The 15,347-nt window shown below is 70.3% G+C and carries 15 protein-coding genes; 1 reads left to right on the top strand and 14 read right to left on the bottom strand.

Features of this window, described 5'->3' with window-relative positions; translation table 11 throughout:
- Nucleotides 1-639 precede the first annotated feature (639 nt).
- Nucleotides 640-2,055 (top strand): hypothetical protein, encoded by a 1,416-nt coding sequence (locus tag CG747_RS32450; protein WP_100605440.1) that lies wholly within the window; start codon nucleotides 640-642, stop codon nucleotides 2,053-2,055.
- 304 nt (nucleotides 2,056-2,359) lie between these two features.
- On the opposite strand, the gene CG747_RS32445 is transcribed toward CG747_RS32450, so the two are convergent.
- From CG747_RS32445 to CG747_RS47495, 14 genes are all read right to left on the bottom strand, one after another.
- Nucleotides 2,360-3,067, bottom strand: coding sequence for an A24 family peptidase (locus tag CG747_RS32445; protein ID WP_257980896.1), 708 nt, complete (start codon nucleotides 3,065-3,067; stop codon nucleotides 2,360-2,362).
- 10 nt (nucleotides 3,068-3,077) lie between these two features.
- Complete coding sequence (locus tag CG747_RS32440; protein WP_100605439.1) at nucleotides 3,078-6,407, bottom strand: LysM peptidoglycan-binding domain-containing protein; 3,330 nt, start codon at nucleotides 6,405-6,407, stop codon at nucleotides 3,078-3,080.
- A 4-nt stretch (nucleotides 6,408-6,411) separates the two neighbouring features.
- Entirely contained in the window at nucleotides 6,412-6,861 is a 450-nt protein-coding gene (locus CG747_RS32435; protein ID WP_100605438.1) for a pilus assembly protein TadG-related protein, read from the bottom strand.
- 4 nt (nucleotides 6,862-6,865) lie between these two features.
- A complete protein-coding gene (locus tag CG747_RS32430; protein WP_100605437.1) occupies nucleotides 6,866-7,318 on the bottom strand; it encodes a hypothetical protein in 453 nt (150 codons plus the stop codon).
- 1 nt (nucleotide 7,319) lies between these two features.
- The gene (locus CG747_RS32425) at nucleotides 7,320-7,736 is read right to left on the bottom strand and encodes a TadE/TadG family type IV pilus assembly protein (protein WP_100605436.1); all 417 of its coding nucleotides are present in this window, start codon (nucleotides 7,734-7,736) and stop codon (nucleotides 7,320-7,322) included.
- A gap of 1 nt (nucleotide 7,737) precedes the next feature.
- Complete coding sequence (locus CG747_RS32420) at nucleotides 7,738-7,938, bottom strand: hypothetical protein (RefSeq protein WP_100605435.1); 201 nt, start codon at nucleotides 7,936-7,938, stop codon at nucleotides 7,738-7,740.
- A gap of 35 nt (nucleotides 7,939-7,973) precedes the next feature.
- Nucleotides 7,974-8,876: a hypothetical protein gene (locus CG747_RS32415; RefSeq protein WP_257980895.1), complete on the bottom strand. Its 903-nt coding sequence runs from the start codon at nucleotides 8,874-8,876 to the stop codon at nucleotides 7,974-7,976.
- Nucleotides 8,873-9,790 carry a type II secretion system F family protein gene (locus CG747_RS32410; protein WP_100605434.1) on the bottom strand — a complete coding sequence of 306 codons (918 nt, stop codon included), beginning with the start codon at nucleotides 9,788-9,790 and terminating at the stop codon, nucleotides 8,873-8,875. The genes CG747_RS32415 and CG747_RS32410 overlap by 4 nt, the downstream gene beginning before the upstream one ends.
- The gene (locus CG747_RS32405) at nucleotides 9,787-11,322 is read right to left on the bottom strand and encodes a CpaF family protein (RefSeq protein WP_100605433.1); all 1,536 of its coding nucleotides are present in this window, start codon (nucleotides 11,320-11,322) and stop codon (nucleotides 9,787-9,789) included. The genes CG747_RS32410 and CG747_RS32405 overlap by 4 nt, the downstream gene beginning before the upstream one ends.
- Complete coding sequence (locus CG747_RS32400; protein WP_100605432.1) at nucleotides 11,315-12,190, bottom strand: hypothetical protein; 876 nt, start codon at nucleotides 12,188-12,190, stop codon at nucleotides 11,315-11,317. Before CG747_RS32400 ends, CG747_RS32405 begins: the two co-directional genes overlap by 8 nt.
- A 2-nt stretch (nucleotides 12,191-12,192) precedes the next feature.
- A complete protein-coding gene (locus CG747_RS32395) occupies nucleotides 12,193-12,882 on the bottom strand; it encodes an SAF domain-containing protein (protein ID WP_257980894.1) in 690 nt (229 codons plus the stop codon).
- A 33-nt stretch (nucleotides 12,883-12,915) separates the two neighbouring features.
- A complete protein-coding gene (locus CG747_RS32390; RefSeq protein ID WP_180985788.1) occupies nucleotides 12,916-13,788 on the bottom strand; it encodes an ATP/GTP-binding protein in 873 nt (290 codons plus the stop codon).
- On the bottom strand, nucleotides 13,782-14,216 hold the full coding sequence (locus CG747_RS32385) for a secreted protein/lipoprotein (RefSeq protein ID WP_257980893.1): 435 nt from the start codon (nucleotides 14,214-14,216) through the stop codon (nucleotides 13,782-13,784). The genes CG747_RS32390 and CG747_RS32385 overlap by 7 nt, the downstream gene beginning before the upstream one ends.
- Nucleotides 14,217-14,656: 440 nt before the next feature.
- The gene (locus CG747_RS47495; RefSeq protein WP_146022176.1) at nucleotides 14,657-15,334 is read right to left on the bottom strand and encodes a hypothetical protein; all 678 of its coding nucleotides are present in this window, start codon (nucleotides 15,332-15,334) and stop codon (nucleotides 14,657-14,659) included.
- Nucleotides 15,335-15,347: the final 13 nt, after the last annotated feature.

Raw genomic sequence — 15,347 nt, 5'->3', positions numbered from 1 at the left:
CCCTCCCGTGACCGGCCACCGGTTCTCAGAGCCGAGACCGACGACCTGTGACCCTGTGACCCGACGCCTAGGTATCCGCTGGCCGATCGGGTCGTGACCGATGACCGATGACAGCGACTCGATGACCGATCCCACCTCGTCGATCACGGGTCTTGACCGAGTTCGGACGGAGCTTGACACTCGCCCAACGTCGGCCGACACCGTTGGTGTGCTGCAGCATCCGCATCTGCGACCTATCCCCTATTCAGCGCATTTCGACGCGGCCACCCCACTCCGAAAACGGCTGTGCTGGCGTCTAACGACCTGCCAGCGGCTCGAAGGTCGCCTCATACCAGGACGTTCGAGTTCGGGCCTCCTAGGGGGCATTCTGTGGGGCGATTCTCGGCGCAACCCTCGGAATTTAAGAACTCAGGGGCCACGGCGACACCCCACACCGATCACGGCGACAGACCAGCGCCGCACCTGCGGGTGTCCACCACGGGGTAAGCATCTGGGTATCCGGCAACCTCAGCATGCGGTGCCGCTGCCCGTGCCGACACCGGCACGGGCCACCAATCACAGGTCCAACTCGCCTGTAATGAAACGCCTCCTGAGGGAAAATCATGAGGCGGCAGTCGTCGAGGACTGGGGGAGCTGACCGTGAAGCAGCAGAAGCGGAACGGGGTGAGGATCCCGTGGGTCTGGGACTCGCGCGATGACGCCTACGACCGGTCGGCCATCGACATCAAGCCCCACCCTCCATACGTTCTCCCGCTGCGCTGCGGGGGCTGCAAGGTCGACGTCTCGGTCAGACCAGCAAACGCCGACGACCCGGATTCCCGCTCCTCCCACTTCTTCACGATGCCGGGCCGCAAGCACAAGCTCACGTGCAACTTCGATCTCCCACGCCGCGGCAAGGAACTGGTGGATTCCTCGAAGGGCACCGTCGTCCGGCGCGAGGGCCAGTGGCGACTGAAGTGCCCACCCCTGTCCCGCCCCGGCACCCGCGGCAACGCCAAGGGCGGAGGGCCGCAGCCGCAGCCGCCGCGTACCGCCGGTGGTGGCGGCACGCCCGCCGTCAGCAAGCTGCGAGGGCCGGCCATCGCCTCCGCCAGGCGGATCATCCAGCTCCTGGAATCCTTCAAGCACGATCCGCAGACCGTTGCCGAGTTCGCTGCCGTAGCTCCGAGCGGTCAACGAAACATCGCGTGGGACGACTTCTGCGTAGGTCCAGCCACGGCCCACCAACTGGCGCAGAAGCTGATCGACGGCACGGGCGGGCAGATACCGCACGCCGTGTGGGGGCCGGCGAGCACGGCGGGGCCGGCCGGACAGCGGGGCGACAGCTACGTCGTGATGTATGTCGCCCGCCACCCGGTCCTCATCGAGGGCCAGCCGGTGAAGGTCAGAGTCGCGGTGCGTTGTAAGGCGGGGGAGTGGATCGGCGCGGATACGTCCTCGGGGAAGTTCCTCGGCTATGGCTACTGGGAGCTCTTCCCGAAGGGGGCGGACTGGGCACACAAGAGCGCCGAGCGCGGCTGGATCGAACTGCAACTATGGGTCAAAGAACCGTGGCAGGTGGAGCGGTGGGGCACGGTAGATGGCTCAGCGCCTCTGCCGAAGCCGACGCCACCGTGGAGCCGGCTCGCCCCCGCCTCGGTGTCTCATCCCGCCAGCGATCCGGCACCGGCAAAGCCGTCCCTCCCCGCCAAGCAGAAAGAGGACACGGCCCCACCCGCCGTACGTGCCGACGAGCCCGAGCGACACTCCACCACGCCGGCCTCGACCACAGGTCCGCGCACGAGCGAATCAGGAGCGGAGCCCGCCACCCGTCCCGCAGCGCACCCGGAGCCGATCCCGAACGAGTCGGAGCAACAAGACGCCCCGCCGCCCGCCGCGGACCCACCGAAGACTGAGACACCAGCGCCGGCGGCAGAGGACCGCCCAGCCTCGCAGGTGTCCGACGCACCCGTGCTCCCTCCGCGTATCCCACCACCTCCGCCTCACCCACCCACGGTCGCGCCCTCGCCGCGAACCGGCATACGGGGCTGGCTGAAGCGTCTGCGCGGCCGCTGACCGGTCATGACGTTGCACCCTGGATGGGCCTTGGCCGATCCGGATCCCCACCGGCCATCGATCACCGGCCATGACGCGCGGCGGATCGGCCACGCCCGGCCACCGGTCGGGGCCGTGGCCGATGGCCAGAATCCCGGAGTCGGCCATCGGCCACAGCAGCAACATGGCCGATGCGCAGGCTCCGACGTCGGCCATCGACCATCCCTTGGCCGATGGCCGCGGCGCCGCTTACCCCGTGTCAACCTGCGGGTATCCGCCGAGGGTAAGCATCTGGATAAGCGCTTCCCTGATCGATGTGCGGCTGTCACGAGCCGAGGGCGAGGACAGCCAGGGTGCCGATGATGAGGGCGGGGCCGAACGCCAGGGTGCTCTTGCGGCTCCTGCGCTGGACCACCAGGAGGACGAGCGCGCAGACGGCACCGAGCGCGAAGGCCAGGACGAGCCCGGCCCAGGCGGCCTGCCAGCTGCGCCACCCCAGCAGGGCGCCGAGGGAGACGGCCAGCTTCGCATCGCCCAGCCCCATGCCGCCCAGAGCGAACGCGGTGAACAGGACACCGGCCGCGACCGCGACGGCTACCGCGCGGAGCAGACTGCCGGGCTCGCCCTCGGCTGCGGCACCGGCCAGCAGCACCAGCGTCCCGACGGCGGCCGGGACCGTCAGCACATCAGGCAGCAGCTGCACGGCACTGTCGACCAGCAGCAGGGCGGCGCCCAGGAACGCGATCCAATACTGCGCGGCGGCGTACCAGCCCGTGGCGCTTCCGGCCGCTACCGCAGCGAACGCGGCAGCGGTCACAGCCGACGGCAGCCACCACGGTGCACCCACCAGCCGGTCACGGCAGTTCTCACAGCCGCTGCGCAGCAGCCGCAGCACCGTCGGGCCCGCGGCAGGAGGCGAGCAGGACAGGCAGACGGCCGGCCTGCCGGCCGGGACGGCGAGCGCGACGACCACCGGACGCAGAGCAGCTCCCGCCGCGAAGCCCACGACCACCGCCAGGAGCACGTTGATCACCCGCCCCGGCTCAGGCTGACTTGCTGAGCTGGGCCAGGAGGGCGGCGGTGGCCTCCTCCATGTCGACCTCCAGCTCCATGTTGAGGGTGTCGAGTTTTTGCGCGGCACGCTCCAACTCGTCGTAATCACCGAGGGCGGCGTAGGCGCGGAACACGATGCGGTAGAGGGTTTCCATCTCGGGAGCTGCGTCCAACCCCTTGGTCGCAGCCCACAGGGCGCCGCGGGCGTCGCCGAGGGCCAGGCAGTGCTCGGCCAGGTCGGCGGCGGCATCCACGATCGCGGAGATCATGTCCTGGGCCTGGTGCTCGGCCCAGGCGTAGCGGCGGCGGTTGACGCTGGAGAACGGCCGACCGCGGACGAGTTCGAGCGCGCCGCGCAGCTGGGCGGCGGCCTGCGGGGCAGAGCTCTGGGCGGCTGCGGAGGTCAGGCGCTGGAACTGGTGCCAGTCGGAGTCGACGGTGGGTGCGAGGGCGTAGCGGGCATCGTTCGTGGTGGCGATCCGCGGGAAGTAGAGATTTCCGTCGTCGTCGGAGCCCAGCCAGGTCCGCAGGTAGCTGACGAGGGTGTTGCGGGAGTTGCGGGTGGGCTCACGGCCCGGCCACATCGCCTCGTCCAGGGCGTGGTGGTCCAGGCCGGGGCGCAGCACTAGCCACGCCGCCAGCTCCGTGCACAGACGCCGCCGCTTGGACTCGACGGTGCCTCGCGGCCCGTCGATGTCCACTGGGCCCAGCACCAGTACCACCGGCCCGTCGGCGGACACATCCTCCGGCGCCTGCTCGGGCGCGTGGCCGTTGGCAGGTCGCGCGTCCGGCAGCGTCGAAGGACGCGATGCCTTGGCGTCCTCGTCGTCTTCACGGCCGGCGGGTTGCTCGGGAGCAATGGCTGCTGGCTGTTGCTCTTCGGGCGCGTCCTGGTTGTCTTCGTAGACGGCGAACTGGGCCATCAGGCTCGGCACCTGGGCCGGACCCACCTGCTCTGATGCCGCGGAAGCCGCGGGGGCAGGGGCGGTCTCCTCGGGCTGCGGCGCGGGAACGGCCTTGGGGGGAGTGGCGATGGGATGCGGGGCGGGGACGTCGTCGCTGCGGGTGGTGGCCAGCACCTCCAGCGCGTATCCGTAGTCCTCGTCGCTGAGCGCCTGCACGCGGCACCAGACCTCCACCTGCGTACCCGGCAGGAGCAGGGGGACAGGCCCGGCCTCGGTGTCGGCGTGCACCACCCACGCGCTGGCCGGAGCAGCGTCCGCCTCGGCGCCCGCGGTCACCAGGACGGTCGCGGATCGCGGGTGCTGCGCGAGGACCTGCTGCAGCAGCGCAGTGTCGGCGTCGGCGGCGTCGTCGAGGTCGCCGAGCACGATGTGGGGGTTCCAGGCGGCGGCGGTGTCCACCCCGGTGCGGGCGCGGTGCAGGCTGTCCGCCTCCAGGACGGACAGGGCTCGCTGCTGCTCGGCGTGATGCGCTCGCAGGGCGTGCGCGGCCGCTGAGAAGTCGGTGTGGTCGCTGACCCGCTCGGGCAACTCCTCATGTAGGCCGGGCGCGCTGTCTGCGGTGGGGGAGACGGTGAGGTGGTCGGCGAACTCGCTGGCGGCCAGCTCCAGGGCCAGGGTGCGCAGCACGCGGTGCCGGTCGGTGCCGGTCAGGTGGAGGTGGCCGACGTTCTCCAGGTCGATCAGGATCAGGTGGCCGTGTTCGTCCCAGCCGAGGGAGGCCAGCGCCGGGAACGGGGAGTCGACGTCGTCGTTCTGCTCCTGGGGCAGCAGGTCACCCCCGCGCGTCGGGCAGATCCAGCGCTGCTGGGCGTCGTCGGTTGTGGTGAACGGGGCCACGGGCTCCGCCGGGCTGGTCAGGTGCAGCACGATCTCGGTGGGGCTGATCACCGCTGCGGATAGCGCCGGCAGTTCGCGGCTGGCCTTGGCGAGGTGCACCGCAGCCGTGCGCAGTGCTCCGTCGAGCATGGTGGTGTCCAGTGCGGCCTCGGCGGCGCGCAGGTTCTGCTCGGTGGCGGCCGGGCCATCCTCGGGCAGGGCGATGCGGCGGCCGCGGTGCCGTCGGCGCTGCTGGAGGGTGCGGCGGGTTGCGAGGGTGGACAGCAAAGCGGCGGCCAGGACCCCACCGCCGATCGCGGCCACCGTCGTGGTGCTGACCCCCTCTGCCGAGGCCGCGGGGATCGAGTCGGCAGCGGAGCCGGTGGATCGGCTGGGCATCGGAGCAGGCCGGGCCGACGGCTGCGCGGTCTGGGGGACCGGGGGAGAGACGTGCGGGGCCGGCCCGCCGCCCGAAGCGTCGTGCTCGCGCGTCTGGTCGCGTTCCTGGGGCGCGGCTTGGTGGTCGTCCTGCTGCGGGTGAGCGGTCTGACCGTGCGGCGCCTGGGCGTGCTCGTGACTGCCGCGGTCCTGGCCCTGGTCCTGGCCTCGGTCTTTGGGCGGGGCCGGGGCAGGGGCGGATGCCTGCTGGGGCAGGGTGAGGTGCTGCCCGGGATAGATCAGGTCCGGATCGCGGATCTCGTCGCGATTCGCGCGGTAGATCTCGCGCCACCGGTCGGCGTCGCCCGTCTCCTTCTGGGCGATGAGGCTGAGGGAGTCTCCCGGGACGACCGCGTACTGGGACGCCTTCGACTCCGACCCGTCAGCGGCGCTGGTGCGCTCCGTCTGCGGGCTCACCCCAGCCTGGGCGTGGTCGTGGCCCCGGTCGGCAGCGGGGCGCGCGTCGTGGGGCAGGCGGACGACGGTGCCGGCGGGCAGGGTGGAGGTCTGCGGCAGGTGCGGATTCAGCGTGCGCAGCTCGGCGTGCCGGCGGCCATCGCCCAGGAAGTGCTCGGCGATGTCCCAGACGGTCTCGCCGGTGGCGCCGACGACATGCGTCGGCCCGTCGTGCGCGTCGGACTGTTGCTGTGCGCTCACTGGGGTCTGCGGGGCGGAGGGCACGTGCACTGCGGTCGCTGCGGGAGCGGCGGTGGCCGGAGTCGCCGCCAGCGCGGTGGCCGGCGGCAGCACCAACAACCCGCCCAACAGGACGGCGGCCAGCCGCTGCGGCGCGGCCAGCGCCCGCACTCGCGGCGCACTGCGATGCCGCAGCAGTGCCACGGTCTCCACCACCACCGAGACTACGAACCACGCCCACAGCACCCAGCAGATGAGCGTGAGGAGGGTGAACAGCGCCTGGCCGCTGTCGTCCGGTGCCGTCAGCGCCTCGCCGATCGCGCCGGGCGTCGGCATGCCGGACGGCAGGGTGCCCACCTGCAGCAGGGCGATCGGCAGCCCCACTACGAGCACAGCCAGGGCGGCCAGGCTGCCCAGGAAGCGAACGAAGGTCAGCGGCCAGAGGCGGCGAGGGGGATGGGACATCAGGTCAGCCTCCGACCTTTTCAACGAGCTGCGCGGAGCCGTGTCCGGTGACGGACAGGGTGGGGCGCCCGAGAGCGGCGAGCATCAGGCAGCGGTAGGTGTCGTGGACGGTCACGACCAGGCGGCGGCCGCCGCCCTCGATGGTGACGCTGCCCTCGACACCGGCCTGCTGGAGGAAGGACCGGGCGACGGAGGCGGCGGCGTCGGGGTCGACGACGACCTGGCCGCCGGGGATCGCCTGACCGGCGTCGATCTGCTGTCCGCCGGCCCGCGCCGCGGCGTTGGCGACGTCGTCGGCGTGCGCGGACGCCTTCAACTGCCCGCCGCCGTCAACGACGAGCGCGAGCACGCTCAAGAACAGGCCGGCGGCGATGACCCAGAAGAAGGTGGCCGAGCCGCGCTCGGCCTCGGGGTCGTGCAGCGCGCCGCGGAGGCGGGCAAGGAGGCGTGGCATGTGGCTATCCCCGGTCGGCGTACTGGTCGACGGTGCTGATGGCGGTGGCCCTCAAGGTCTTCGAGCCGGGCAGGCCCGGGACGGACAGCTGGGCCAGCGGGATGGTGCAGGTGACCGTCACCGTCACGCTCGCTGCCTGACCGGGCGGTGAGGCGAACGCGCTGGTGTCGATGTCGATGGTGCGGCTGGTGCAGTTGCGGTCGTCCTGCCGCAGGGCGGCTTCGGCGGCGGCGCGGCCGCGGGCCTGCGCGGTGTCGGCGTCGGTGGCCTGGGAGGCGGCTCGGGCAGCGGAGTTGGCGGCGTTGTCGACGGAGTTGTCGAACAGCCCGGCCAGGCCGTAGGCGGCCAGCAGCCCCAGGAACGGGATCAGCACCGCCACACAGATCAGCGTCTCCAGCGTGTAGGAGCCCCGGTCATCCCGCCACCACCGGCTGCGCAGCACGTTTGTTGTCCTCATGTCATGGCCCCACGTCGAAGCGTTCGACGGGCACTTCGGCGCTCTTGGACACCTTCGGCGTCCAGCCCGGTACCAGGGAGACGCCGTGCCCGGTGACGGTCACACGGACCCGGTCGGCGGTCGATCCGGCCGAGGACACCGAGGCGTCCTTGAGCACGTGAATGCCGGCGAGCCAGTTCCGGGCCCGGGAGGTGCCGTCGGCGGGGGAGGACTGGTAGGCAGCGCCGGCGGTGGCGGCCTTGCGCGCCGCGGTCAGCGCCGCTTCCTGCGCCAGGTACCACATGCCCAGCTGCAATCCGGTGCACAGCACGAGCGCGATGACCGGCGCGAGGATGGTGAATTCCAGCGTCCCGATCCCGGCGTCGTCCGCAAGGCGCGCCCGTATGCGCCGCCATCGGCGGCTCCCCGCTTCGGGCATGTCAGAAGGCGCTCTTGAAGGCGTTAAGCAGGCTGTCGAACTTGCCGTTGAAGGCGAGCGCGAAGGCGGAGGCGGCGCCGATGATGACCGCGCCCAGGATGAGCTTCTCCAGCGTCTCCAGGCCGGCCTCGCTTCGGTCGTCGAGCATCCGCAGCACTCCGGTGTGCAGGCGGGTGGCGAGGCTGCGACGGGTGGACTTCATGAGATTCCCCTTTCGGAACTTCTGGCGCCTCTGGCTCAGCTGGCCAGGACGGTCTGGAAGAGCGGGTATCCGAGCGTGGCGATCAGCGCGACGAACAGCAGCGTGCCCGGCACGATCGACTTCTCGGAGTCGGCGTTGGCCTCGGCCTGGATGTCGGTCTGCAGGCGGTTGCGGAGCGTTTTGGACTGGTTTTCCAGCGCGGCCATGATGTTCGCGCCTTCCGCTCCGGCATGAGCGAAGGTGTCGGCCGGACCTGCCAGTTCGGGCACGTCCAGCTGCTCGGACAACGCCTTGAGAGCGTCCCAGGGCGGTGTCCCCGAGAGCTTGGCGCGCTCCAGGGCGGCCCGGATCCGTACGTAGACCCGGCCGTCGCCGACCGCCGCCGTCTCGTACAGTGCCTTCTCCGCCGCGGCGTGCGCACCGCGCTGCAGCCGGGCTCGCTCCATCAGGGATGCCACCGCGTAGCGGTACTCCAGCCGCAGCTTGGTCGCCTTGCTGCGGACGTTGGTGTCCGCCGAGACCCACATCATGGCGGCGAAGAGCAACGAGACGAACAGCGGTAGGACGAACGGCAGATGGACACCGGCCGCAGCCATCAGCGCGAGGGCCATCTGCGGCAGCGCGAAACCGCCAACCGCACCAACGATCTTGTCGCCGACATGCTTGGCCGCTGAGATCCCCAGCAGGTCCAGGTCCTGGCGCGGCACCGACAGCCGACCACCGGCAGAGGCCAGGAAGCGGGCACCCACCTGCTCGGTCAGCACCGTGCCTTTGGACCCTCCCCTCACCGAGGCCGCCGACGACGCGGGCGGGACGGTGTTCTCCAGACGGTCCAGCACACTGCCCAAGTCCGGTCGGCCCGGCAGCAGTTCACGCACCACGAGGAACGCACCGCCGCCGATCATCGCGCCGTAGACGACGCCCGACAGGGAGATCACGAGGCACCCCCCGCCACGGCGACCGAGCCGGCGCTACCGGATCGTGGGTGCAAGAGACGGGGAGCGGGCTTGATCACGGACAGTCGGCGCAGCCACACCATCGCCCCCACGAAGACGGCCCCCATGGCGAGCAGCCACATCTGCCCGCCGAACGTGGCCCACACCTCCCCGAAGTTGCTGCCCATCAGCCAGGCCAGACCCAGCACGATGATGGCCACCCACCGGGTCTGGGTGCGGATCTTTTGACGTTCGGCGTCCACGGTGCGCAGCGCGGCAGCCTCCTTGGCCGTGAGATCGGACAGGGCCTGAAGGGTTTCGACCATGCCCTGGCCCCGGTCACGGATGTGGGTGAGGAAGACGAGCACGACGTTGTCGACGGCGCCGTCATCCAGGTCGTCGGCGAACGCCCGGAAAGCGTCCTCCTTGTCGACGCCCATCCGCAGCCGCGCCTCCAGCACCCGCACCGGCTCCATGATGGGGGCGGGGACCTGTCGCATCGCGCCGCTGATCGCAGCCTCCAGGGTGTGCCCGACGACGTGCGCACCGGCCAGATGCTGCAGCCACGCCGAGAGCGCCTCCAGGCGCTCGATGCGGCGGGTGGAGGTACCCGCCGGGTGCCAGATCCACGGCGCCCCGGCGACCACCGCGGCCGCCAGCAGCCCCTGCACCGGCCTCGCCGTCCAGACCCACATCACCAGCGCCGCGCCACCAGCCACTACCAGAATCCACCGGTAGGCCGCGGCCCACGGTCCTGGCAGAGCGTCACAGACCCGCTCCCACAGCCCCGTCCACCGCCGCGGTGCAGCGGCCCGGTCCGCGGGGACCGGGCGGAAGGACCGTACGGCCAGGATGATTCCGGCGACCACGAGCAGGCCGCACAAGGCACCGAGCAGGCCCAGCTGTCCCAGACTCATGCCGCCCTCCTGATCAGATCCATCGCCGTGGGCCACCGGCCGTACTGCGGATCGGTCAGCCAGCTCCGGGCGAAGCCCACGTTGTCCAGCTCTTCTCGGGCCTCCCCGCTCGGGGGAAGCTTCGGCACACCGCGCGGGTCGCCGTTTCCGGCCGGTGCGAACACCTCGGAGAATGCGGGCTTGCCGCCCTCGCCGGGACTCACCTGGAGGATGTGGGAGACGTAGCGGTGGCGGCGGCCGCCGATCGGCGTCTGGTCGGTCTGCCGGATGAACACCACGAAGTTGACGGCGTTGGCGACGAGCTGCTGGATACTGTCGACGTCCATACCGGCCGACTGGCACAGCTGCACCAGCCGGGGCAGCACCAGCCGGGGGTAGGCGGCGTGCAGCGTGCACATCGAACCGCGGCCGCCGGAGCTCATCGCATTGAGCATCGGCACCACCTCACTGGAGCGCACCTCGCCGACCACCACGCGGTTCGCCGACATCCGCTGGGTGTGCGGGTACATATCGGCGATCGTGACCCGGCCGGTCTCCCGCCCGTCCCGCCCGATCTCACCGTTGGAGACACGCTCCTCCATCGCCATCACGTGCGCGGCGATGTCCGGGTCGCCGTCCAGGAAGAGTTCGCGGTCGGTCTCCAGAGTGATGACGCGCTCGCCCACCGGGACCTTACGCACCAGCGCCCGCAGCAAGGAGGTCTTGCCGACGCTCATGTCCCCAGCGACCAGGATCGTCTGCCGGGCCATGACCAGCGCGTGCAGGAACGCCGACATAGACGGGCTGAGAGTGCCCCACCGCACCAGATCCTCCAGCTCGGCCCTCATCACACGGTGACGACGGATGACCACGGTCGGGTGCGTGGTCAGCAGCGTCGCCGCGACACGAGAGCGGTCCGGCAACCGGAAGTTGATCATGGGGCTCGCCGGATTCAGCACCCGGTCGCCGTGACCGGACCGGGCAGCCAGCCGGTTGATGAGCGCGATCAGACTTTCGTCGTCGTCGGCAACCGGGTCGACCCGCTGCGTGGGGCGGTCGAAATACTCCACGTCCACCCGCGACCCGTCGACGACGATGTTCTCCACACCGTCGTCATCGAGGTACTGCTGCAACGGCCCCGCGCGGAACAGGGCGTTGATGATCGCTTGGCGCACCGTCTCCAACTGCGCGGCGGACAACGGCGCGCTGGTCCGGGCATGCTCCACCGACCATGCCGAGACCCGCGTGGCGACCAGGGAACGGGCCAGCTCCAGCCGGTCCTCCGCCGACAGCGTGCCGGTGGCCTCTTCCTCCCGGCTCACCAGGTCCTGCGAGACCGCCTCCTGCAGAGCACGGATGACCGCCCGCGACACCGGCAGCGCACCAGGCGTCTGCGCCAGCGACTCCGTCTCCGACGGCCCGGCTTGGCGGCCCGGCCCGGCCGCAGGAGCGGACGGCGGCGCGGATTGCTGCTGAGGGCGCTTGGCGAGGACGTCCTTGAGCATCCCCGACAACGCCGAACCCGAGACGCCGTTGACGTTGGAGTCAGCCACTGATCTTCACTTCCTGCTGCGGGGCCAGCAGCCGCTGAACGACACCTGCGACGACCGGCGAGGCCACGGCCGGCGGCGGCAACTGCATCCGCAGCCGTCGCGTGCTCGCATCGACCTGCGCGGCGTGAGCAGCCTGCCGGGCGTGCTTGAACAGCCGCATCGACCCGGCCTTCACCTGACGCGTCGTGCCGTGAGTCAGCAGGCGCCCGGCCTTCTCCTCCCACGGCAGCGACCCGATCACGGGCACCTCCAGGCGCCGGGTGATCTCGTGCTCCGGCACATCCCCCTCCTTCACCAGCAGCAGCCGCAGCGCATCCGCGCCGCTGCCCCGCTGCTCCAGCTCCGACTTGAGGAACTGGGCCACCGGGCGGGTCTGCGCAACCGACGTGAGCGTGGTCCGCACGACCAGCAGCACCAGATCGGCGCGGTGCAGCAACGGCCGCGGGCACAGCGACGGATGCACCGCGCCCTGCTCGACCACGACCCGGCCCGCGTCAACCACGACGTCGTAGCCCGCGTGCTGATCCATCGCCTGCAGCAGCAGTCCCAACGGCTCCCACGTGTCGGCCAGCGCCGCCGCCTGCATCGGATCGGTCAGCCCCGGCAGCCACAGTCGCGCGCCGTTGGTGTCCAGACGGCGCAGATGCGCCTCGAACGCCTCCGGCAGCTTCCCCTCGCGGTCGGCCTGAGCCAGGTGCCACAGGCCCACCTCGCCGCCCCATTCGCCCATGCGGTAGCCGGTGCGGATGCTGCCACCCTTCGCATCACACTCCGCCAGGAGCGACGGGCGGGCCCCCGACAGGGCCAGGGCGAGAGACGAGACGGTCACACCGCTCGCATGCGCGCCGGTGAGCGCAATCACAGACATGATCAGCCCTTCGAAGCCAGCACGATCGCCACCCGGCCCGTCGCGGCCCGCGCCGCCAGCACGGAACTGTCCGTGGAGGCGACCGACACCTGGACGACGACGGCGCCGGAAGCGTTGGGGGTGCCGACCTTCACGATCTGGGCTGCGATCTGATCAGGAGCGCTCTGGCTCTTCGAGGTCGAGACAGGCTCGTCCTTGCCTGGCGTGGACACGATCTTCACCTTGTCGCCCGCCGCGAGCGCGTCGACCGGAGCAGCGCCGCGCTGCACCTCCACCGCCACCAGCTCCTGGTCGGCCGGCAACGTCTTGCCGCCGTGCACCTGGGCATCGGTCAGCAACTCGCCCGGGTGCAGAGGCGTAGTCGCCCGGCGGCCGATCACGCTGGCTCTCTCGCTCGCCTTCACCGGCCGCAGGGCAGGGTCGTCTGCCACGGCCGCGGTGGTCAGATCTTCCGGGGTGATTTCCTGGCCGGCCGGCACTTCCCGGGCCACCGCCAAAACGTCCGTACGGTCGCCGGCGCTGCGCACCAGCATGCTGGTGCCCAACACCCCGACGAGCGTGACTAGGACGCCGAGGACGAGCATGGAGCGGTTGCGGCGCCGAGGGACGGGGCCGGCTCCGATCGGCGTCTCGGGCCGCATCGGCGGCGCCGCGATCGGCGCCGGGATCTGGGAGGTGCTGGGGTTCTTCATCGCGCCCGACTTTCGTGATGTGCTGGCCCGCGGTTAGTTGAGGACCTTGAGCTGGCCGATGCTGACCTGGGTCTGTGACTGCCGGGTCTGGGTGAGCTGGCCGGTCTGTCCGGCGCCGCGCCAGTCGATGGTCCAGGTCGAGGTGGCGGTGACCGGGTACTTCGCGCCGGGCTCGTCCTTGGAAGAGCGGAGGTAGCGGTATCCGCAGTCCGGCGAACTCTTCTTGCCGTAGGACGACTGGTAAGGGGTGCCGGCCGTGGTGCAAGTGACCTGGTGGCCGTCACCCATGTCCCACTCGATCCGATCGACCGTCGCTGTGGCGGTGACCGTGACCGCACCTGCGGACGCAGAGGCCGTGTTAGGCCCGTATGCCTCCGCGGTCTTAGCGGTCCACATCCACACCGGCAGTCCCACCAGGCCGTGACCGCCCGCCTTCGGCACGATGCCAATGTCTGGGCCGCGCAGCCGCATCTTGTCCACCGCTCGCTGCGCGAGGACGGCGGGGTCGACGCCCCCCGTGGGCGGGTCGGCCGCCCACACCATCCGAATCACGTGGTAGCCGTCGTCGCCGCCGTACGAACAGGACTGTTCGTACACGGCGCCGTCGCCGGGCTTGTGGCCTTCCCAGTCCATACTTCCGGCCGGCGGCTGGGGGTCAGCCAGCTTGTAGGTGCAGCTCCACTTGCTCTTCTTGGCCTCGTCACCGCCGTTGTCCCCGCCATCATCGCCGCGGTTGCCGCTGGGGGCTTTGCCCTCGGAGCCTGGGTCGTTGGCCTCGACCTGGCAGGTGAACAGGCCGCAGTGAGTGTCGGCCGAGTCATGCCCGTCGGCGTAGGCGGGGACGGGGAGGGCGAGCGCGGCTGCAGTGAGCGCCGTGGCGGTCGCGGTGCTTCTGAGGGTCAGCATCGCTTGCCCTGGGGCTCGTCGCGGATGACGCGCCAGCCTCCAGGCCAGCGTTCGACCTGGCTCTGGATGACGTACTTGGTGAGCCGGTTGGACGGGAGCGAGACCGGCTTCTTGGTGTTGGCGTCGACGACCTCCCACCTGGAGATGTCGAGGCAGCTGGAGAGAGTCGCCCTCGGCGTCTTGCCGTTCAGATCGAGGTCGGTCACGGTCGGATTGCCCACTGTGACCTGCCCGATGTGAATCCGGTTGTGGTCGTGGGCGTTCTTCGCGTCCGACTCGACGTTCTTCAGCGCCGCCGACGCGGCGTACTGCTTGAGCTTTGTGTCCTTTCCGCTGCGGTCGGCGTAGAGCTTCTCCACCTCCTTCCAGTAGGACTGGTAGGTGGCGATGGCGTCCTTCTTGGCGGTCTCGGTGGGGTCAGCTGACACCGTCGGCTGGGCATTCGACGGTGTAGGAGATGACTTTGGGGCGTCAGAGGCGCCGCTGCACGAGGTAACCGCCAATGCGCAGCCCGACATAAACAGCGCGAGCATGCTGTTCTTGAGCGGCCTGTGGTACCGGCTCCGGCTCGGTGTGGTTCGCATCAGTGTTCCCTCCCCTGGGACGCCAACTAAAGGCAGTGGTCTGAGTTTTGTCGGTGTGGAGACGATTTCCTTGATCACTCGCCGCAAGGCCGGGAATGAGCCATATGAGTGGCCGGACCTGCACGATACCTGCGAATTTGCAGACTCCGATGACTGTTTTTGCAGGACGGCTGACGCATCTCCGGCAATTCGGTGCGGAGCGGTATCTGACTTCCCTGGTCAACGGGATGCGACGAGAACCCCGCCACGACACCTAGCCAGCGATCTTGCCCTCAAAAGTGGCCTCACTGTTCCCCGGGCCGGTCGCCTCGACCGTCACCGACCCCGTCATAGCCCCCTTGAGCAACGAGAAAGTGATGCCCCCTCGCATACGACCACCAGGGCGCTACGCCCTGCCCCGGCGCCGATCGTGTCAGCTCAGCGCCTCCAAGATCAGGTTCGTGGGACACAGGGCTTGAACCCAGCACCGCAGATGACGGCGTCGCACCCCCGGCTTCACCCTCGAACGTCTTCTGCGACCACCACTGAGCCGGGCGCGGTGGCTTCGCACCCCCCGGACCCGGGCTACCGGGAGAGGACTCCCATCCCTGCGCCTCCTGCTGCTCGGGCACGCGACCACCACGGGCACAGCGGGCATCCTCGGTCAGAAGATCATGGATCGTGCCGTGCCCGTCGGTCTGGTGGTGCCAGCCGGCCAGTACCTCGCGGACGATGGAGCGGGCCAGCAGCTTGTAGGAGTCCCGGCACTGCTCACGCTCGGACAGCCACGACAAATGCCGGGTGTGAGTGTGCAGGGCGATCATCTCAGTGACCAGCGGTCCCAGCGGCTGGGCCACCACGGCATAGTCCGTACACCGACGGTCGGCATGCCGGTCGGGGAAGGCAGTGACGTCGACAACGGCTACACCACCCATCGACGGTGAGGGCGTGCCACGACGCTTGCGGCGCAAGAAGCGGAACATGATCTCTCCAGGG

Origin of the sequence: Streptomyces sp. CB02959, assembly GCF_002803155.1 — a bacterium.
Lineage (GTDB): Bacteria > Actinomycetota > Actinomycetes > Streptomycetales > Streptomycetaceae > Streptomyces.
The sequence above is the reverse complement of the archived record's forward strand: the minus strand, read 5'-3'. Positions and strand labels throughout refer to the sequence as shown.